Source organism: Paraburkholderia fungorum (genome assembly GCF_900099835.1).
Classification (GTDB): Bacteria; Pseudomonadota; Gammaproteobacteria; order Burkholderiales; family Burkholderiaceae; genus Paraburkholderia; species Paraburkholderia fungorum_A.
This window is the reverse complement of sequence record NZ_FNKP01000002.1, coordinates 180,039-200,701: the sequence shown is the minus strand read 5'-3', so window position 1 is coordinate 200,701 and position 20,663 is coordinate 180,039. Positions and strand designations below refer to the sequence as shown.

Genomic DNA, 20,663 nt, shown 5'->3' with positions numbered 1-20,663 from the left:
CGATGGAGCAACGCGTCCTCATCCTGGCGCCGTTCGGCCGCGACGCCGATGTGATTGCCGAAGTGCTGCAAAAGGACTCGCGGATCTGCGTGACCTGCCGCGACGCCGACGCGCTTTCCGAGGCGCTCGACGTCGGTGCGGGTGCCGCGCTGATCGCCGAGGAAGCGCTTGCGGGCAATCATGCGTCGCGTCTGTTCGCGTGGCTCAGGCAGCAGCCGGCATGGTCCGATTTTCCGTTCATCCTGCTCGCCGCGTCGCGGCTCGGGCATCGTTCGGCGAGCGGACTCGACGTGCTCGAACAGCTCGGCAACGTGGTCGTGCTCGAACGTCCGCTGAATTCGGAGACGCTGCGGCGCGCGGTGGCGTCGTCGCTGCGGGCGCGCGCGCGGCAGTACCAGTCGCGCCGCCATCTCGCGGAGCGGATCGAGGCGCAAGAGGCGCTGGTGCAGCTGAACGATTCGCTCGAAAGCCGTATTGCCGAACGCACGCACGAACTCGCATCCGCGAACAACCGTCTGATGATGGAGATTCACGAGCGCGCCAAGGTGCAGGCGGTGCTGGTGCAGTCGCAGAAGATGGAAGCGCTTGGGCAGCTCACCGGCGGCATCGCGCACGACTTCAACAACCTGCTGAACGTGATCATGGTCAACTCGGAGTTGATCGCGCGGGTCAGCAGCGATGAGCGGATTCGCGGCATGGCCGCCACCGTCAAGCGCGCGACCGAACGCGGCGCGAAGCTTACCGGCCAGTTGCTGACGTTCTCGCGCAATAGCAATCTCGATCTGAAAGCGGTCAACGTGGTGGCGCTGCTGCAAGGCATGCGCGACATCATCACGGTGTCGCTGGGGTCGAGCATTCGCTACGCCAACGAATTCGACGCTGACGAAATGTGGACCCAGGCCGACGCCAACCAGCTCGAACTGGCGATCCTCAATCTGGCGATCAACGCACGCGACGCGATGCCGGGCGGCGGTCAGCTCGGCATCCGCGTGAAGGAGCGCACCGCGCCCGATCAGACACTTGCGGACGGCCAGTACGTCGTGCTCGAAGTCGCCGACACCGGTACGGGGGTGCCGCCCGACGTAGTGTCGCGCGTGTTCGACCCGTTTTTCACGACCAAGCCGATCGGCAAGGGCACGGGCCTCGGTTTGAGCCAGGTCTACGGAATCGCGCGGCAGGCGGGCGGCACCGCGCGCCTTTTCAGCGAGGAAGGCGCGGGCACCACTGTCGAAATCTGGCTGCCGTTGCGCGAACCGGTCGCGCCGCAAGCCGAAGCGGCGTCCGACGCCGAGGCGAACGCGGTCGGCGAAAAGCGCGTGCTGGTCGTCGAGGACGACGGCGAGGTGCGGGCAATGCTGGTCGAGTCGCTGAGAATGCTCGGCTACACGGTGACCGAGGCAGCGGACGGCCAGTCGGGCCTTAACCGCCTGAAAGACGACAAGCCGGATCTGCTGATGGTCGACTTCGCGATGCCGGGGATGAACGGCATCGACGTGATCGCCGAGGCGCGCAAGATGCGTGAGGATCTGCCGGTGATTCTGGCAACCGGTTACGCCGACGTGGACATTTCAGGCCTGGCAGTGAAACGCTGCACGATTCTGCGCAAGCCTTTCCAGCTCGACGATCTGGCGCGTACGGTGCGGTTGGGGCTGGCGGCCTGATTTGTGTTGGGCCGCGGGTTTTTGGCGGGCAAAGGCGGGCGCGCCTGTCACTGACAGTTAGTTGCATCATTGACGGCGCCCAGCTTTGCGTTGCTCATCACTTCGCGCGTGACACACGTCGCGCTGTCAAATTCCGCAGTCACACTGCCTTCCAAATCCCGTCGATCCCCAAAGTCGCGTAATTCAATACGCATGCGGCCGCCGGCTTGTCATGCGTGCGACGTCTTGTCCATCTGAATGCCGTTGTTGCGTTCCCGCCGCATCCCGTCGCCGTCACACAAAAATTTGCAATTCAATAGCTTGCTAACGAATCTTTTGGAAATACAATACCGGCCATGCCGAACCTCGATACCCTGCGCCGGACTGTCAGCAGCACCCTGGTCGTCGCTGCCAGAAAATGGCGGCGCACGAGCCATGGCGTGCTGGCGGCTTTCAATGTGTCAGAAGCGTGCGCCACCCCGCTGCTCACCGCCAGCCGACTCGGCTCGGCGGTGCGTCAGGTCACGCTGGCCGATCACGTCGGCATCGAGGGGCCGTCGCTCGTGCGTCTGCTCGATCAGTTGTGCGCGGCCGGCCTGATGCGTCGCGACGAAGATCCCGAAGACCGTCGCGCGAAAACCGTGGCGCTGACCGACGAAGGCCGCGCCGTCACCGCGAAAATGGAAGAAGAACTCGTCACGCTGCGCGCGCAAGCTTTGAAAGACGTGTCGCGTAGCGATCTCGAAGCGGCGCTGCGCGTGCTGGCGGCGTTCACCGCAGACCCCGCCGACCATGCCGAGACTGGCCGTGCCGATACTGGCCGTGCCGATCCGGGCAGCGTAGAACGCGAGCCACGTCAGCCACGCAGTCAGACGCATGACCGGCGCACGGAGCGCACTGAACGCAAATCCCCCGCCAAAATCACACGAGCCGCCAAAGCGCGAAACAATCAACGCGACGCAGACAAAGCGGCGCCGCAAGACGCCGACGATCCGGCGTAACGGTTTATGGTCTATCCCACCCTTCGCGACTGGCTGTTCTCCGTCAAGACCTTCGCTGCGGCGATGATCGCGCTCTACATCGGCCTCTATTTCGAGCTGCCACGTCCGTATTGGGCGATGGCCACCGTCTACATCGTATCGAATCCGTTTGTCGGCGCGACCCGCTCGAAGGCGCTGTACCGGGCGCTGGGTACCGCCCTCGGCGCATCGGCGGCGGTGTTGCTGGTGCCGCCGTTTGTCGAATCGCCGTATCTGTTCAGCGTAATCGTCGCGCTGTGGACCGGCACGCTGCTCTATCTGGCCGTGTCGGACCGCACCGCGCGGAGTTACGTGTTCATGCTGGCCGGCTACACGATGCCGATCATCGCGCTGCCGTCGGTCACCAATCCGGCCGGCGTGTTCGATCTCGCCGTCAGCCGTACCGAAGAAATTCTGGTCGGCATCGTGTGCGCGAGCGTGGTGGGGAGTGTGCTGTTGCCGAGCCGGCTGGCGCCGACCATCATCGAGCGGACCGATGCGTGGTTTCGCGACGCCGCGTTCTACGCGACCGAAACGCTGTCCGGCCGGATCGCCGGCTCGGCGATTTCCGGTGCACGGCAACGGCTGGCGGGCATCATCAACGGTCTGGAGCTGCTGCTGAGCCAGCTCGCCTACGACCACACGCGACCCGACGTAGTGGGGCGCGCGCACGAATTGCGCGGGCGCATGCAGCTGTTTCTGCCAATCATGTCGTCGCTCGCCGATCCGCTGGTGGCGCTGTACAACAGCGGCCGGCAGACCTGGCCGGAAGGTCTCGAAGCGCTGCTCAACGATGTGATCAAGTGGTTCGGGCAGCCGCTGCCCGCGCCCAGTCAGGGCTATCACGCCGACGAAACCGCCAACGCATTGCGCGCCCGCATCGCGGCGATGAAGCCGCCCGCCGCCGCGCTGACCAGTTGGGACGGCGCGCTCCTGTCGAACGCGCTGTGGCGCATGAGACAGGTGATCGACGTGTGGCAGGACTGCCGCTCGCTGCGCGTCATCATCACGCGCGAAGAGGGTTCGTGGCGGCCGCATTTCCGTCATTGGCGGCTGGGCGGTACCGAACGTTTCTACGATCGCGGCATCATGCTGTTCTCGACCGGCTCGGCGGCGGCGGCGGTGATACTCGCGTGCAGCATCTGGATCAGCTCCGGCTGGAACGACGGCGCGGGCGCGGTGACGCTGGCCGCCGTGGCCGTCTGCTTCTTCGCCGCGCTCGACGAACCCGCGCCGATGGTGATGCGCTTTTTCCTCGCGACCGGCATCAGCGTGGTCGCGGCGGGTATCTATCTGTTTGCGGTGCTGCCGCACGTGCACGACTTCCCGATGCTGGTGATCCTGTTCGCCGCGCCGTTTATCCTGGTCGGCACGCTGATTCCGCGTCCGCAGTTCAACATGGCGACGGTGCTGGTCGCGGTGAACACCGCCACCTTCATCAGCATTCAGGACGCGTACGACGCCAACTTCCTCGTGTTCATGAACAGCAATCTCGCGGGCCTGGCCGGGTTGCTGTACGCGTATCTGTGGACCCGTGTGACGCGCCCGTTCGGCGCAGAACTCGCGGCGTCGCGTCTGTTGCGCTCCAGCTGGGCGGACGTGGCGCTCACGGCCTCGACGTCGCCGATCGAAGATCCGCGCAATCTGGCCGCGCGCATGCTCGACCGCCTGATGCAGCTGATCCCGCGCCTTGCCGCCACCGACGACCACCGGCATCCGTCGATCGAAAGCTTTCGCGATCTGCGCATTGCCTTCAATGCGCTCGATCTGCGGCGACTGACCCGCAAGCTCGGCGGCGAATCGCCGGCCGCGATCGCCAACGTGCTGGATGGAGTGCGTATTTACTACGAAGACTGCGTCAACGACCGCAAGCGTGTCACAGTGCCGGAAAGTTTGATGACGTCAATCGACACCGCGCTCGCGCGCGTCGTCTCGCAAGGGCTCGCCAACGCCGCCGCGCCGACCGCGACGTCGCCCACCTCGGCGCGGCTGTTGCGCGAGGCGCTGCATGCGCTGGTCGGCTTGCGTCTTTCGCTGTTTCCGGCCACGCTGGTAAAACCGACGCCGCCCGAACCGGAGGCCGCTGCCTGATGCACGCAACCCGCCCCCGTTCCCCCCTCTTTTCCAGTTATCGCGATGATCGGTGAAATCGATATCTTCGGCGTGTTCGTACCGGCCATTCTCGTGCTGATGCTGATCGCCTATCTGATCAACCTGGTTATCCGCACGGTGCTGGCGCGCGTCGGTTTCTACCGGCTCGTCTGGCATCGCTCCATCTTCGATCTCGGCATCTATGTGCTGGTGCTGGGCCTTGTCGTTGTTGTTTCGCACAGACTAATAACGTGAAAAAAACCTGGTTCTCTCTCGGTCAGATTCTGCTGACGCTGATCGTCGTCGTGGTGGCAGCCCTCGTGCTGTGGAAGCTGGTCGCCTATTACATGTTCGCGCCGTGGACCCGCGACGGACACGTCCGAGCCGACGTCATCCAGGTCGCGCCGGATATCTCGGGGCTGATCTCGTCGGTCGAAGTGGTCGACAATCAGCAGGTCAGGCAGGGCCAGGTGCTGTTCGTCATCGATCAGGCGCGCTACACGCTGGCGCTGCGCCAGGCGCAGGCCACCGCGCAGCAGCGTCGCGCGACGCTCGATCAGGCGCGCCGCGAAGATGCGCGTAACCGCAAGCTCGGCAACCTGGTCGCCGCCGAAGTCGCGGAAGAAAGCCGCTCGCGCGTCGAAGCCGGTGAAGCCGCGCTCGCCGACGCAAACGTCGCGATCGACACCGCGAAACTGAACCTGCAGCGCGCGACGATCATGAGTCCGGTCGACGGCTATCTGAACGATCGCGCGCCGCGTGCGGGCGAATTCGTGTCGGCGGGACGCGCGGTGGTCGCGGTGGTGGACATGCATTCGTTCCGCGTCGATGGGTATTTCGAGGAAACCAAGTTGCGCGGCATCGACATCGGCCAGCCGGTCGATATCTCGGTGATGGGCGAGCCGACGCCGCTGCGCGGGCACGTGCAGAGCATCGTCGCCGGTATCGAAGACCGTGATCGGACGCAGGGCACGAATCTGCTGCCGAACGTGAATCCGGCGTTCAGCTGGGTGCGGCTCGCGCAACGGATTCCGGTGCGGGTCGCGCTCGACGAAGTGCCGGCCGACTTCCGGATGATCGCCGGACGCACGGCGACGGTGTCGGTGCGGGATCTGTCGCCGGTGAAACGGCGGGCGACGCCGGAGGCGTTGGGGACCGTGGATGCGTCGGGGGCGTCGGCTGCTGCTTCGGGTTCGTCAGCAGGTTCGGCTTCGGCTAGCCCGGTGACGCCTTCGGCCTCCTCCGCGCAGCCTGCTTCGGCAGCTACCGTTACTTCGGGCGCATCGCAATGAAGCTGTCGCGCTCCCTGCCCTCATTGCCGTGGCTGCCGCTTCTGCCACTTTTGCCGCTGGCTGTTGCGCTGAACGGCTGCACGACCGTCGGCCCGAACTACGCGCTGCCGCAGCAGGCGCTGATCAACGCGCCGCTCGCCAACGGCCCGATCGACGGCGCCGACACCGCGCTGACTTCGCACGCGAACGTGCCGGCCGTCTGGTGGAAGATGTACGACGATCCGGTGCTGAACAGTCTCGTCGACGAGGCGCTGCAATCGAACACCGACCTGCGCGTCGCCGCCGCGAATCTCGCGCGCTCGCGTGAGGCGCTGGGTGTTGCGCAGGCGCAGGGCGGCTTTTCCGGCAGCGCGTCGGCGGCGGTCGAGCGCGCGCAGGAATCGGCGGAACAATACCTGTTGTTCGAGAAGCTGCCGGTCGCCAACGAAGGCAACTTCGGCATCAGCATCTCGTACGAATTCGATCTGTTCGGCAAGCTGCGGCGCGGCGTAGAAGCGGCGCAGGCGGACACCGAATCGGTCCAGGCCGCGGGCGATCTCGCGCGAATCACCGTGGTCGCGGACGTGGTGCGCTCTTACGTCGAGGAATGTTCGGCTGCCGAAGAACTGCGGATCGCGCAGCAATCGCTCGCGTTGCAGAAGCAGCGCGTGGATGTGTCGCGCCGTCTGCGGGATGCGGGCCGTGGCAATCAGCCCGACGTGACGCGCGGCCAGACTCAGGTCGATACGTTGACCGCCGATATTCCGCGCTACACGGCACGCCGCAAGATCGCGCAATACCGGCTCGCCGCGCTGCTCGCACGCGCGCCGTCGAGCCTGCCGCCGGCCGTGCTGGCTTGCGACCGGCTGCCGCAAATTCATCAGCCGATTCCGGTCGGCGACGGTGCCGGGCTGCTCAAGCGCCGTCCGGACGTGCGCGAGGCCGAGCGCCAACTGGCGGCGTCGACGGCACGCATTGGCGTGGCGACTGGCGCGCTGTATCCGACCATCAGCTTCGGGGCATCGGCGGGATATACGGGGATTCTCGAAGACATCCCGACCTTGCCGACCGCGCGCTGGGCGTTCGGTCCGCTGCTCAACTGGAATTTCCCGACCAACGGCGCGCGCGGCCGCGTGCGCGAGGCGGAGGCGTCGAGCAACGTTGCGCTCGCCAAGTTCGACGGCGTGGTGTTGACCGCACTGCGCGAAACCGAAACCAATCTCGCCACTTACGCATCCGACTATGCGCGCGCCGAGTCGCTGCGCGCGGCGGTGAAGTCGGCGAGTGAATCGGCGGATGAAACGCACCGGCTGTATCTGGCGGGACGCGAGTCGTTCATCTCGGATCTGGACGCGACGCGCACGCTGACGTCGGCGAAATCGCAAGTGGCAGCGGCGGAAGGCCAGGTGGCGGTCGATCAGGTGAATCTGTTCCTCGCGCTGGGCGGCGGCTGGGAGACGGATGCGCAAGGTGCGGCGGCGGCCTCCGCGAAGAGTGTTCCGGCTTCGGCTTCAATTTCGTCGCCGCCGACAACACCGCCAACCGCGCCAACCACAGCAGCCGCGACACCCGCAAAAGCGCCCTGACTGGCCGACAAATTGTTTTTGAAAAGCTTTCTTTTAGCTTTCAATTCCGATTAAATACGAGCCACCAATCACGCACTTTCGGGGGCACGTATGTCGGATTTCATGCGCGGCGTAGTTTCTTTGGGTGGCTGCATCGGCATCTTCACAGCGGTGGTTGCTGTCGTGGAAATGCTGGCGAATTGAGCGGGTTTAGCCGGGAGGCCGACTCCCCGCCGCCTGGTGAATCGCCGCCCGCACTCGCGGATACGTGCCGCAACGGCACACAATATGGCTCATGGCCGCGTCGATATCCGCGTCAGTGGGATGCGGTTTTTGTTTGAGCAGCGCGCTCGCCGCCATCAGTTGAGCGCTCTGGCAATAGCCGCACTGCACCACGTCGAGGTCGATCCACGCGGCTTTGAGCGCCTGTGCTTCAGGGCCCTGTACGCCTTCGATTGTTGTGATCTTCTGCGTATGCAGGCTCGACATCAGCGTCTGACAGGCGAGGCACGCGGCGCCGTCCAGATGAATCGTGCACGCGCCGCAAATCCCCACGCCGCAGCCGAACTTGGTGCCGGTCATGCCGAGGTCGCAACGCAGCACCCATAACAGCGGCATGTCCGGGTCGGCCTGCACGGCGACGGCCCGTCCGTTGATATTGAGCGATCCCATGCTTGTCTCCTGAGTGGCTATTTTTCAGTCGCCTTGAATCTTCCAGCGCTTATGCAAGCTTCAGCGGCAAGCTGCGCAAGCGCTTGCCCGTCAGCGCGAATACCGCGTTCGCAACCGCTGGCGCAACCGGCGGCACGCCCGGTTCGCCGACACCCTGCGGATGCATCTGACTCGGCATGATGTCGGTTTCGATCACCGGACAATCGTTCATGCGCACGACCGGGAAATCCACGAAGTTTTTCTGCTGCACCTGGCCGCCGACAATCGTGATTTCATCCTGCAGCGCGGTCGAAAGACCGAACACGATCCCGCTCTCCATCTGCTGCCGGATCAGGTTCGGATTCACCGGCAAACCGCAATCGATCACGCACACGACCCGGTGCACGCGAATCTTCTTATCCGGCCCGATCGACACTTCCGCCACCTGCGCGACGACGCTGCCGAACGCCTCGTGCAGCGCAACACCGCGCGCTCGCGGAGCGCCGTCGGCGGCATGCGTCAACGGATGCCCCCAGCCCGACAGCGCAGCAACACGCTTTAACACCGCCACATGCCGCGGATGCTGCGCGAGCAGCGCCACGCGAAACGCAATCGGGTCCTGGCCGGTCGCGACGGCGAGTTCATCAGTGAAACTCTCGGTGAAAAACGCCTGGTGCGAATGGCCGACCGAGCGCCAGAAACCGACCGGCACCGGCAACTCGACGATCTTGTGCGCAACCCGCGCGGCAGGCCATTCGTACGGTTGATCGAATGCGCCTTCGCAGGTGGTTTTGTCGATCGGAATGCGCGGCACGCCGTAATAGCGGGCGAGCGCTTCCGGCACGATCGCCTGACTCGCCGACGTGCTGCGCCACGCAACCAGCCTGCCGCCCGCATCGAACCCCGCCGTCAGCCTCGACACGCAGGCCGGACGGTAAAAGTCGTGGGTAAAATCCTGCGCCCGCGACCAGATGGTCTGCACCGGACGGCCGCCGCCCTCGCGCGCAATCACCGCCGCCTGCGCGATGAAATCGAGTTCCAGCCGACGCCCGAACGCACCGCCCAACAATTGCGTTTGCACGTCGACCTTATCGGCGTCGATGTCCAGCGCCTTCGCCACATGCTGACGCGCGAGCGCGGGCACTTGCGTCGACACCCAGACCGTCGCCGCGCCGTCCGCGACCTGCACCGTGCAATTGACCGGCTCGACCGCGCCATGCGCGAGGTACGGCGCGTGGTAGTCGGCGGTGACGGTACGCGCCGCGCCGGTCATCGCGGCCTCGACATTGCCGCGATGAAAGTACGCGTGACCGTCGCTTTCGTCGAGCGCCCTGGTGAGCCGCTGATCCACGTCCGCGCTCGATACCGCCGACGCCGCGCCGTTCGCCCACTCCACGTTGATCGCGCTGACGGCGTTCATCGCGCGAAACGGGTTGTCCGCGATGACCGCGACGCCGCCCGTTCCGCCACCGAACGGCGGCACGGCGAACGCCTTGATGAAACCCGGCAGCGCGGCAGCCGGTATTGCGTCGAAATGCGCGACCGAGCCGCCCAAGGTCGGGCACATCACGACGCTCGCATACAGCAGCCCATCGGGCAGCACGTCGATGCCGAAACGCGCCGTGCCGTTGATCTTCGACGCCGCTTCGAGGCGGCGCACCGGCTTGCCGATCAGCTTGAAATCGGCGGGATTCTTCAGCGTGACGTGGCGCGGCAGCGGCTGTTGCGCGGCCATCGACGACAACTCGCCGAAGCTCGCCTTGTGGCCCGACGTATGCAATACGTGGCCGCTTTCGGCGCGGCATTCGTCGGCGCGTACGTGCCATTGCTCGGCCGCCGCGCCGATCAGCATCGCGCGCGCCGACGCGCCGGCTTCGCGCATCGGCGTCCACAGATCGTTGATGCTCGACGACCCGCCGGTCATCATCGTGCCCGCCTCGCGCACGGCTTTGCGGGTGAACCAGACCGTCGTGCGCTTGACCAGGCTGTCGTCGTCGGGACGAAACGGCAGGTCGTCGATAATGCTCTGCACGCTGTTGTAGATATTGTCGATCGGCGAATCTTCGACGCGCACCTGCGACCAGTCCGCGTCGAGTTCCTCGGCGAGCAGCATGGCGAGCCCCGTGTGAATGCCCTGCCCCATTTCCGCCTTGCACATCATGATCGTCACGCTGTTGTCGGCGGCGATCTTGACCCAGCCGTTCAGCGCGGCCTGCGTGCCCTCTGCGGGCAGCGGCGTCGAGGTGGTCAAACGCTGACCCGGCGGCAGCACCGACCAGCCGACCAGCAGCGCGCCTAAAGCGCCGGCGCCGCCGAGCAGGAAAGTTCTGCGCTTCAACATGACGTGACTCGATCCGCTTTCGCGAGAGCAGGAAAGCTGTGCCAGGCGCGCGCAATGAATTGCGTCGCGCTGTTTCTTCGGAATGGTAATAAGACGGCTGAAGGCGCGGGAGACTTAAATTCGCGCGCTCAGGCCGAGCGGGCTTGGGACGGGGGATGAGGCGATTGGTGCGGAAGGACTTAAATCGCGGGGCGTTTCATTAAATCGCGCGGTGCGTCGGCCCCGGTTTCGTGCCGACGCACCGTCGTTTGCTTCATTCGATCAGCGGCGGTTCGAGCCCGACACGACGTCGATCCACACGGCCAGCACGAGAATGCCGCCCTTCACGATCATCTGCCAGTACGCGTCGACGTCGAGCATCGACATGCCGTTGTCGAGGCTCGCCATCACCAGCGCGCCGATCAGCGCGCCGTACACGGTGCCGGAGCCGCCCCGCATCGAGGTTCCGCCGATAAAGCACGCGGCGATGGCATCGAGTTCGCCCATCGATCCCGCCGACGGCGAGCCGGCCGCGAGCCGCGCCGTGTTGATGATCCCGGCGAACGCACACATCAAACCCATCAGCGCGAAGATCGCGAGCTTCACGCGGTTCGTGTTGACGCCGGACAGACGCGTCGCTTCGAGATTGGAACCGACCGCGTAAATGCGGCGGCCGAACACGGTTTGCGTCGCGATCCACGTGAAAATGCCGAGCAGTGCGAGCAGCAGCAGAACCGGCACGGGAATGCCGCCGTAACGGTCAAGGGTCGCGACGAAGCCCGCCAGAATCGCGCCCGCGCCGACCACTTTCGCGACGTCCTGCCAGACCGGCACCACGCGCAATTGATAACGCTCGCGGTTTTGCCGCTGACGTACCGTCAGGAACGCGAGCAGCAGGAACAGCACGACCGCCAGCGAATCGCCCGCGAGACGCGGCAGGTAGCCTTGTCCGATGAATACGAAATCGTCCGAGACCGGTGCGATCGTCGAACCGCCGGTCACGCCGAGCAGAATGCCGCGATACGCGAGCATGCCGCCGAGCCCGACGATGAACGACGGCACGCGGCGGTAGGTCGACCACCATCCGTTGAACATGCCGACCAGCACGCCGAGCAGCATCACGACAGGCACCGTGACGCCGATCGGCCAGTGCCGGTTCACATCGAGAATCGCCGCGACGCCGCCGAGCAGACCGAGCAGCGAGCCGACGGAGAGATCGATTTCGCCCGCGATGATCACGAACACCATGCCGCAAGCGAGCATGCCGGTGATCGACATTTGCCGCAGCAGGTTCGACAGATTGCGCGGCGTGACGAACGCGCCATGCGTCAGCGCGGAAAAGAAAATCCAGATCACGGCCACGGCGATCAAGAGCGCGAGAATCTTGTAGCGCGCGAACAGTTGCTGGATGCGCTGCGAACTGCCGAATGCACCTCGGGGAGCAGTCGCGTCGGCGCGTTGGGTAGTAACGTCGGGGGTCATGCGGCACTCGCTGCGGTTGGGTTCGGGAATGGCTGCACGGGGCGGATCGCGGCGCTGAGAATGTCCTCTTGCGTGAGGCCGTCGTTGGCGAAGTCGCCGCGCAATTCGCCCTCGCCGATCACCAGCACGCGATCGCTGATGCCGAGCACTTCGGGCAATTCGGACGACACCATCACGATCGACATGCCGCGCTGTGCCAGCTGGAAAATCAGTTTGTAGATTTCATACTTTGCGCCGACATCGACGCCGCGTGTGGGTTCGTCGAGGATCAGCACCTTCGGATCGGTCAGCAGCATGCGGGTCAGCACGGCCTTCTGCTGATTGCCGCCCGACAGGCTCGCAATCGACAGCATCGGTGTTGCGGCACGCACCGACAGCCGCTTCATTTCCGTGTGAATCGTGTCGAGTTCGGCGGCGGAATCGATCCGTCCACCTTTCGCAAAGCGTTGCAATACCGCCAGCGTGATGTTGTGCCCGACGCTGAGGCCCGGCACGATGCCATGACGTTTGCGATCTTCCGGCACCATGCCGATGCCCGCGCGAATCGCGTCGATCGGCGCGCGAATTTTTTGCGGCTTGCCTTCCAGCACGACCGTCGCTTCGCTCACGCCGGGATACGCGCCGAAGATCGCCTGCATCAGTTCCGTGCGACCCGCGCCGACCAGACCGGCGACACCCAGAATCTCGCCGCGCCGCAGCGAAAACGACACATCGTTCACGCGTTTGCGGCGCGGATTGGTGACGTCGAAACAGGTGACGTTGCGCGCTTCGAAGATCACGTCGCCGATCGGATGCGGCTCACGTGGGAACAGGTTCTTGATTTCGCGGCCCACCATCAGCGAGATGATGCGGTCGGTTGTGAGCGAGTGCATGGGTTCGGTCGCGACATGCCGGCCGTCGCGAATCACGCTGATCGTGTCGCACACGGCGGCCACTTCGTCGAGCTTGTGCGAGATATACACGCACGCCACGCCGCGCCGCTTCAGATCGCGCACGATGTCCAGCAGAATGGCGATCTCCGACGACGTCAGCGACGACGACGGCTCATCGAGAATCAGCAGTTTGGCGCGCTTGTTGAGCGCTTTGGCGATCTCGATCAACTGCTGATGACCGCCGCCGTAGTTCATCACCGGCTGCGCGGCATTGATGCCGCTGATACCGAGTTCGCGCAGCAATTCGTCGGCGCGCTGATACATCGCGGCGTAATTCATCCGGCCGCCCGGCAGCGTGATTTCATTGCCGAGAAAAATGTTCTCCGCGACCGACAACTCCGGCACCAGCATCAATTCCTGGTGAATGATGATGATCCCGGCACGCTCGGTGTCGCGCACGCTGGTGGCTTTTAATGTTTCGCCTTCCCAGGTTATTTCGCCATCCCAGGTACCGTGTGGATACACGCCGGACAGCACTTTCATCAACGTCGATTTGCCTGCGCCGTTCTCGCCGCATAAACCGACGCACTCGCCCGGCGCGACCGTCAGGTCGATACCGTCGAGCGCTTTCACGCCTGAAAAAGTTTTGACGATGCCGCGCATCGTCAACAGAGGTTGCGTCATTCGAAGTGCCTCGCTGCAAGGCGCGCGATCGATCGCGACAGATCGCAATATGCCGCGATACGCGTCGTGCGTATCGCGGCTGATCGCACGCGCGTTACGGTTACTGGCTCGCGAGCTGGGCCTGGGTGTAGAAACCGTCCTTGACGACGATATCGGCGTTGGCCTTGGTCAGCAACGTAGGTTGCAGCAGCACCGTGTCGACCTTCTTCTTGCCGTTGTCGTATTGCGCATTGAAGTTAGGCTTTTCGCCCTTGGCAAGCGCCACCGAGAGTTTCGCCGCTTCGCCGGCGATCAGCTTCAGCGGCTTGTACACGGTCATCGTCTGGGTTCCGGCGATCACGCGCTTGACGGCCGCGAGATCCGCGTCCTGACCCGAAACCGGCACCTTGCCCGCCAGATGCTGCGCGGCCAGCGCCTGGATCGCGCCGCCCGCCGTGCCGTCGTTCGACGCGACGATTGCGTCGATCTTGTTGTTGTTCGCGGTCAGTGCATCTTCGGCGATGCGCAGCGCCGTCGATGCGCTCCATTCAGGCACCCACTGCTGGCCGACCACCTTGATGTCGCCCTTGTCGATAGCCGGTTGCAGAATCTTCAACTGGCCTGCGCGCAGCATCTTCGCGTTGTTGTCGGTCGGTGCGCCGCCTAGCAGGAAGTAGTTGCCCTTCGGCTGTACGTTGTACACGCCTTGTGCCTGCATTTCGCCGACCTTTTCGTTGTCGAACGAGATATACGCGTCGACATCGGCGTCGAGAATCAGGCGGTCGTACGACACGACCTTGATGCCCGCCTTCTTCGCTTCGGCGACCACATTGCCGAGTGCTTTCGAATTGAACGGCACGATCACGATCACGTCGACGCCGCGCGAGATCAGGTTCTCGATCTGCGAAACCTGACGCTCTTCGCTCGCATCGGCGGATTGCACCGACACTTTCGCGCCGAGCTTTTCCGCTGCGGCGACGAAATAGTCACGATCGCGCGACCAGCGCTCGACGCGCAGATCGTCGATACAGAAGCCAATTTCCGGATGGTCCTTGCTCGCATGCGCGAGCGGCGCGGCAAGGCTCAGACTCGCGAGCACGGCACCGCTCACGAGAGTACTCAGTACGGCACGACGTTTTGCAAATTTCATGTCTCTCTCCATTTTCTAATAGCCGGAATACCGGATTGGACGGCCTGGGCATCAAGCCACAAACCGGACAGGCGACAACCCCAAACTTCTCGTTTCACGCGATCAACGTGTCCGCGTGCTTTCTTGTGGTGCTTCGTTTTTATTACGCACGCTGCGTGTTCTCAGCGTCCGCTATAAATAGCCTGATTCACGATGTTTTCCATCCGCTCCTGCTGACCGCTGACATGCTGCGGACTGATACCGCGCGCCAATGCTTCGGTTGCGAGCGTGGACAACGAATAGTCGCCGGACATGATCTGGCGGCCGAACTCCGCATCCCAGCCCGCATATCGCTGACGTTTGAACCGGTCGAGCCGGTCGCTTTCGATCAATACCGCAGCGCGCTCGACTGCTAGCGCGAGGTTATCGATTGCACCCACATGGCCGTAGAACAGATCTTCCGGATCGACGCTCTGGCGCCGTACTTTCGAATCGAAGTTCATGCCGCCCGTGGTAAACCCGCCGTGCCGGAGAATCTCGTAGAAAGCCAATGTGAGTTCTTCGACACTATTTGGGAATTGATCCGTATCCCAGCCGTTTTGCGGATCGCCGCGATTCGCATCGACGCTTCCGAATATACCCAGCGCATAAGCAGTGGCAATTTCGTGATGGAAGGAGTGTCCAGCAAGTGTCGCGTGATTGGCTTCGATGTTTACCCGAATGTCTTTCTCGAGTCCGTATTGCAATAGAAAGCCATGCACACTCGCGACGTCGTAATCGTATTGATGCTTGGTCGGTTCCTGCGGTTTCGGCTCGATCAATAGCGAGCCTTTGAAGCCGATCTTGTGCGCGTGCTCGACGACCATATGCAGGAAGCGCGCGAGTTGATTGCGCTCGCGCACGAGGTCGGTATTGAGCAGCGTGTCGTAACCTTCGCGACCGCCCCACAACACATAATTCGCGCCGCCGAGCCGTTGTGTCGCTTCGAGTGCGTGACGCACCTGGGTCGCTGCGTACGCGAAAATTTCCGGGTCGGGACTGGTCGCCGCGCCAGCCGCATACCGTGGATGTGAAAACAGATTAGCCGTGCCCCATAGCAGTTTTATGCCGGTCTCCTGCTGCTTGCGATCGAGGTAGTCGGTCACGCGCAGGAAGTTCTCGCTATAGTCTCTCAGGTTCGTGCCTTCGGGCGCGACATCGGTATCGTGAAACGTGTAGAACGGTGCACCGAGCTTCGAGAAGAACTCGAACGCGGCATCGGCTTTTTGCAGCGCGCGCTCCATCGCATCGCCGGGTTGCTGCCAGGGTCGTGTGAAGGTTCCGTGACCGAAGATATCGACACCCGGCCACACGAACGTATGCCAGTAGCACACGGCAATCCGCAAATGTTCTTCGAGCGTCTTGCCGAGTACCCGTTTGTTTTTGTCGTAATGACGATACGCAAGCGGGTTATCCGATTGCGGACCTTCGTAACGAATCTCGGGAATGTGCTCGAAGTAGGACATGGGCGTCTCCGTTTATGTCGACGGGAGTTAGCGCTTCAGCGCTTACTGCCGTCCCATGCAAAGCTGTCGACGCGCTTCAGCGCTTTCTGCCGGTCCCATGCTGCACCGCAACTCGCGCGATAAAGATCGTACCGGTCGACAAGGTGACGCCATGCTGCCGCTTGCCAGATGCATAGGCAATTGCGAAATTGCGCAGCACGCTTGATGTTTCTTACCGCCCGCGCGTTTGTTTCGTCCCGTCGCGCGATTCGCAGCCTAGAATAACCGGACGCTTAAAAAACGGTGCTGCGTAAAGCGCCACCAACAGGAGACACAGGCGCTCGGGTTTGTACTGACTGTCAGTACGCGCCGCGCGCCGCCCATCGCCATGACCCGCCCGCCAACTCCACAGACGACCCACCGGATCGCGCTGCTGTTCAACGCGAACAAAGTCTACGACCGCGAGATCATCGCCGGCATCGGCAACTACCTGCTGTCGACGCGCGTGGCATGGGATCTTTTTCTCGAAGAAGATTTCCGTTGCCGGCTGGCCGGTATCGAGCGTTTCGACGGCGACGGCATCATCGCGGATTTCGACGATCCCGCCGTGGGCGAAGCACTGCGCGATTGCCGCTTGCCGGTGGTCGCGGTGGGTTCGTCGTTTGAGGATCCGGCGCACTATCCCCCGGATTTACCCTATATCGCCACCGATAACAGCAAGCTCGTTTCACTCGCCTATACGCATCTGATCGGCGCGGGTCTCGAACATTTCGCTTTGTACAGCTTGCCGCAGGCGCAGGAAAACCGTTGGGCACAACAGCGTGAACTCGCGTTCGCGCACTTGCGTCGCGCCGATGGACGCAGCACCGCGCAAATCGACGCCGAGGTCTATCGCGGCCTGTCGACCAGCGCGCCGTCGTGGAACCAGGCAATTGAACAGCTCACCGCATGGTTGCAGCAATTGCCCAAGCCCGTCGGCATCATCGCGGTGACCGACGCGCGTGCGCGGCATCTGCTGCAGGCGTGCTTGATGGCGGGCATTTCCGTACCGGAAGAAGTCGCGATTATCGGCATCGACAACGACCCGCTTACGCGCACGCTCACCCGTATTCCGGTTTCGTCGGTGATTCAGGGGACCGGCGAAATGGGCCGCACCGCTGCGCACATCCTGCATCAGATGCTGCACGGCGCGCGCTTTCCGGGGCGGCGCATTCTGGTGCCGCCGGTCGGCATCAACGTGCTCGAATCGACTCAGCATCAGCCGCTGACGAGTCCGTATGTGATGCGCGCGCGGCATTTCATCCGCCAGTACGCGTGTCAGGGCATTCGCACCGAACAGGTAGCGGATTACGTGGGCGTGTCGCGTTCATCGCTCGAAGAGTACTTCCGGCGCGAACGCAAGTGCACCGTGCATCAGGAAATCCTGCGCCATAAGCTCGACGTCGCGAAGGCGCTACTCGCGAAGCGCGATGCGTCGAGTGCCGAAGTGGCGATTCGTTGCGGCTTCACGTCGCTGCAATACATGTACGCGGTATTTCGCCGCGAACTGGGTTGTACGCCGCGCGAATATCAGGAGCGCGCGAACGCCGCTGCAACGCCGACAACGCCCGCGACACCCGCAGCGCCCACACCCGGTTAAGCCTGCCCTTTCTCTTTTAATCCCACCGACGACATGATCAGCATCGCACAACTATCTTCCGAGCCGTGGGGCACATTGCATGGCGGCGATCGCGTCCGCCTCTATACGCTGCGTAATGCGCACGGGATGAAAGTCGCCATCAGCGACCTCGGCGCGACGCTGGTTTCATGGCACGCGCCGGATCGTGCGGGACGTCTCGGCGATATTCTGCTCGGCCACGACACGCCCGCCGACTACGTGGCGGCGACCACTTACATAGGCGGCCTGATCGGCCGCTGGGCGAACCGCATTGCCAATGCACGCTTCCGGCTCGACGGCATCGAATACACGCTCGACCGCAACGAAGGCACCAACCTGCTGCACGGCGGCACGGTGGGTTTTCATCGTGCGCTGTGGGACGTGAGCGAAGATAACGGCGCGTTGGTGATGCGGCTGGAGTCGCCCGAAGGCGACGCGGGTTTTCCGGGCAACGTGACCACCCAGGTCCGTTATTCGCTCGATGACGACGGCACGCTGACCATCGAATACGAAGCGATCACCGACGCCGCGACGCCGCTGAATCTGACCAATCATGCGTACTTCAATCTGACGGGGCGCCCGGGCGCGGACGTGCGCGGCCATATGTTGTCGATCGACGCCGACCGGTTCTACGAGGTCGACGCCACGATGATCCCGTGCAACCTGGCCGAAGTCACGGGCACCGCTTTCGATTTCCGGCAGAGCGCGCCAATCGGCGCGAGGCTCGACTGGCCGCATTCGCAACTCGCGCGAGCCGGCGGCTTCGATCATTGTTATGTGCTGCGCGAGGCGTCCGGTGCAACGGGCGCGGAAAGCTCGCCATCGGTGCGCGAAGTCGCGCGCGCTTACGATCCGGGCAGCGGCCGCGAATTGACGGTGCTCACCGATCAGCGCGGCTTACAGTTTTACTCCGGTAACTTCCTGAACGGCGACGCGGGACGCGGCGGCATCAAGTACCAGACACATGCCGGTTTGTGCCTTGAAGCAGGCGGATTTCCGAATCAGATCAATATGGACGGGCAGGAAGCGGTGATCGTGCGTCCCGGCGATACGTACCGCCAGGTCACGGCCTACCGCGTCGACGTGCGCAAAGGCGTTTAACGCGATTCGTCGTATTTTTACAGCGCACATTACATCGCCCCGACTTACTGTTTGAAGCAATACTGAATTAGCTGACCAATGGTTTCCCCCAACTCGCACACTTCCTAGACTCCGTAAACAGGTACTGGAAAGTGTCGCAGTGCCGGACAAAACAATCCCGGAGGGAAGCATCATGAAATCGTTGATCAAAGCAGTAGCGCTAGCTGTCGTTGTCGTGGCCCCGGTGGTGTCGTTTGCACAATCGGAGCAGCCGCTCACGCGTGCACAGGTCACGGCTCAGTTAAAGCAACTCGAAGACGTGGGCTACAAGCCCGCTGTCGCGACGGATGCCGTCTATCCCGCCGACATCCAGGCAGCCGAAGCGCGCGTCGCGGCGAAAAACGCGGCACAAGCGGATACAACCGGCTATGGGACGACGGCGACCGGGTCGTCGCAAACGGGTGGTAATGGCGCCGCAAGTCCGGCTCAATAACGGGCGGTTGATCGACAGTTCATCGTTTCGCGATGGTGCGGCGAGTGCGGGTTTTCAGACCTGCACTCGCTTCTGATTTTTTGGAGCATGTTTTTCGGCATGCTTTCTGACGACTCTTTTCACGTATCTCCCCGCTTTAAGCCCTTCTTTTTGCACCCTCTGCTGCTGCTCGTTCAACTCTTTTACAGTGCAAAATTCCCTCCTCGCGCGGGTGGTTTTTAATCGCCCGAAAATGGTTCGATGAGAACATCGTCGAATTCATCACGCTGAACGCGCATTACACGACGGCGATTTTCATCAACCATTGCGTTCGATACGAAAATAGACTTCCCAGTGGTCAATACCGCAGTTGCCTGATCCACGCGGAGCTTCGCCTCCGCCCATACCAGGAGACACGTCATGTCCCGCACCACCGCCGAGAAACGCGCCGCTTTCCGTGAATTGCATCGTGCCGGTTGTTTCGTGCTGCCCAATCCGTGGGATGCGGGCAGCGCCCGCTATCTGGACTCCCTCGGCTTCAAGGCGCTCGCCACTACCAGTTCGGGCTTTGCATGGTCCACCGGACACGCGGACAACTCGCTGCCCCGCGAAGCCATCCTCGCGCATCTGCGCGAGCTGGTCGAAGCGTCCGACCTGCCGGTCAATGCCGACTTCGAGAACGGCTTCGGCCGCGATCCTGCGGAGGTCGCCGAAAGCGTCAAGCTGGCAGTCGGAACCGGCGTGGCGGGTTTGTCGATCGAAGACTCGACCGGTGACGCCGACGCTCCGCTTTTCCCGATCGATGTCGCGGTTGCGCGGCTCGGCGCGGCACGCCGTGCGATCGACGAAACCGGCGGCGATACGTTGCTGGTGGGTCGGGCGGAGAATTTCGTCGCCGGCCGCCCGGATCTGGAAGACGCGATTGCGCGGCTCAAGGCCTATGCCGAAGCCGGTGCCGATTGCCTCTACGCGCCCGGCATCCAGACCCGCGAGCAGATCGAGGCGGTGGTGGCGGCGGTCGCGCCCAAGCCGGTCAACCTGTTGCTCGGCTCGTCATCGACATTCACGTTGCAGGACGTGGCCGCGCTCGGCGTACGGCGGATCAGCGTCGGCGGCGCGCTGGCCCGCGCGGCGTGGGGCGGCTTCATACAGGCTGCGAAAGTGCTGGCCGAAGGCCGCTTCGACGGTTTCGACAGCGCGGCACCCGGCTCGCAACTGAACGATCTGTTCAAGGACCGCGCGTGAGGAGCGGTGTCCTTTTAGTACT

16 protein-coding genes are annotated in these 20,663 nt (G+C 63.3%); 10 read left to right on the top strand and 6 right to left on the bottom strand.

The genetic code is table 11. The annotated features are described in order from the left end of the window. The first annotated feature begins 2 nt into the window (after positions 1-2). The 6 genes from BLS41_RS17255 to BLS41_RS17230 all read left to right on the top strand — a co-directional run bounded on the left by BLS41_RS17255 (position 3) and on the right by BLS41_RS17230 (position 7,607). Entirely contained in the window at positions 3-1,661 is a 1,659-nt protein-coding gene (locus tag BLS41_RS17255; RefSeq protein WP_074771003.1) for an ATP-binding protein, read from the top strand. Between the two features lie 335 nt (positions 1,662-1,996). Further along, positions 1,997-2,641, top strand: a complete 645-nt coding sequence (locus BLS41_RS17250) for a MarR family winged helix-turn-helix transcriptional regulator (RefSeq protein WP_074766984.1) — start codon at positions 1,997-1,999, stop codon at positions 2,639-2,641. Between the two features lie 6 nt (positions 2,642-2,647). Then, positions 2,648-4,750 (top strand): FUSC family protein, encoded by a 2,103-nt coding sequence (locus BLS41_RS17245; protein ID WP_074766982.1) that lies wholly within the window; start codon positions 2,648-2,650, stop codon positions 4,748-4,750. A 45-nt stretch (positions 4,751-4,795) separates the two neighbouring features. Further along, entirely contained in the window at positions 4,796-5,005 is a 210-nt protein-coding gene (locus BLS41_RS17240; protein ID WP_074766980.1) for a DUF1656 domain-containing protein, read from the top strand. Beyond that, entirely contained in the window at positions 5,002-6,042 is a 1,041-nt protein-coding gene (locus BLS41_RS17235; RefSeq protein WP_074766978.1) for an efflux RND transporter periplasmic adaptor subunit, read from the top strand. The genes BLS41_RS17240 and BLS41_RS17235 overlap by 4 nt, the downstream gene beginning before the upstream one ends. Next, positions 6,039-7,607 (top strand): efflux transporter outer membrane subunit, encoded by a 1,569-nt coding sequence (locus tag BLS41_RS17230; protein WP_074766976.1) that lies wholly within the window; start codon positions 6,039-6,041, stop codon positions 7,605-7,607. The genes BLS41_RS17235 and BLS41_RS17230 overlap by 4 nt, the downstream gene beginning before the upstream one ends. A gap of 189 nt (positions 7,608-7,796) precedes the next feature. Here the strand turns inward: BLS41_RS17230 and BLS41_RS17225 are convergent, their stop codons facing one another. The 6 genes from BLS41_RS17225 to xylA form a co-directional block, all read right to left on the bottom strand. Next, positions 7,797-8,258: a (2Fe-2S)-binding protein gene (locus tag BLS41_RS17225; RefSeq protein ID WP_074766974.1), complete on the bottom strand. Its 462-nt coding sequence runs from the start codon at positions 8,256-8,258 to the stop codon at positions 7,797-7,799. 49 nt (positions 8,259-8,307) lie between these two features. Next, positions 8,308-10,578, bottom strand: a complete 2,271-nt coding sequence (locus BLS41_RS17220) for a xanthine dehydrogenase family protein molybdopterin-binding subunit (RefSeq protein WP_074766972.1) — start codon at positions 10,576-10,578, stop codon at positions 8,308-8,310. A gap of 261 nt (positions 10,579-10,839) precedes the next feature. Next, the gene (locus BLS41_RS17215; RefSeq protein WP_074766970.1) at positions 10,840-12,039 is read right to left on the bottom strand and encodes a sugar ABC transporter permease; all 1,200 of its coding nucleotides are present in this window, start codon (positions 12,037-12,039) and stop codon (positions 10,840-10,842) included. Next, a complete protein-coding gene (gene xylG, locus BLS41_RS17210) occupies positions 12,036-13,595 on the bottom strand; it encodes a D-xylose ABC transporter ATP-binding protein (RefSeq protein WP_074766968.1) in 1,560 nt (519 codons plus the stop codon). Before xylG ends, BLS41_RS17215 begins: the two co-directional genes overlap by 4 nt. Before the next feature lie 100 nt (positions 13,596-13,695). Beyond that, positions 13,696-14,724, bottom strand: coding sequence for a D-xylose ABC transporter substrate-binding protein (xylF, locus tag BLS41_RS17205; RefSeq protein WP_074766966.1), 1,029 nt, complete (start codon positions 14,722-14,724; stop codon positions 13,696-13,698). Positions 14,725-14,885: 161 nt separating this feature from the next. Next, the gene (gene xylA / locus BLS41_RS17200) at positions 14,886-16,208 is read right to left on the bottom strand and encodes a xylose isomerase (RefSeq protein WP_074766964.1); all 1,323 of its coding nucleotides are present in this window, start codon (positions 16,206-16,208) and stop codon (positions 14,886-14,888) included. A gap of 367 nt (positions 16,209-16,575) precedes the next feature. On the opposite strand from xylA, the gene BLS41_RS17195 reads away from it, so the two are divergent. The 4 genes from BLS41_RS17195 to BLS41_RS17175 all read left to right on the top strand — a co-directional run bounded on the left by BLS41_RS17195 (position 16,576) and on the right by BLS41_RS17175 (position 20,641). Next, positions 16,576-17,826: a XylR family transcriptional regulator gene (locus BLS41_RS17195; RefSeq protein ID WP_074766962.1), complete on the top strand. Its 1,251-nt coding sequence runs from the start codon at positions 16,576-16,578 to the stop codon at positions 17,824-17,826. Between the two features lie 33 nt (positions 17,827-17,859). After that, positions 17,860-18,945, top strand: coding sequence for an aldose epimerase family protein (locus BLS41_RS17190; protein ID WP_074766960.1), 1,086 nt, complete (start codon positions 17,860-17,862; stop codon positions 18,943-18,945). Between the two features lie 172 nt (positions 18,946-19,117). Further along, positions 19,118-19,417: a DUF4148 domain-containing protein gene (locus tag BLS41_RS17185; protein ID WP_074766958.1), complete on the top strand. Its 300-nt coding sequence runs from the start codon at positions 19,118-19,120 to the stop codon at positions 19,415-19,417. 399 nt (positions 19,418-19,816) lie between these two features. Further along, on the top strand, positions 19,817-20,641 hold the full coding sequence (locus tag BLS41_RS17175) for an isocitrate lyase/PEP mutase family protein (RefSeq protein WP_074766954.1): 825 nt from the start codon (positions 19,817-19,819) through the stop codon (positions 20,639-20,641). The last annotated feature ends 22 nt before the right edge of the window (positions 20,642-20,663 follow it).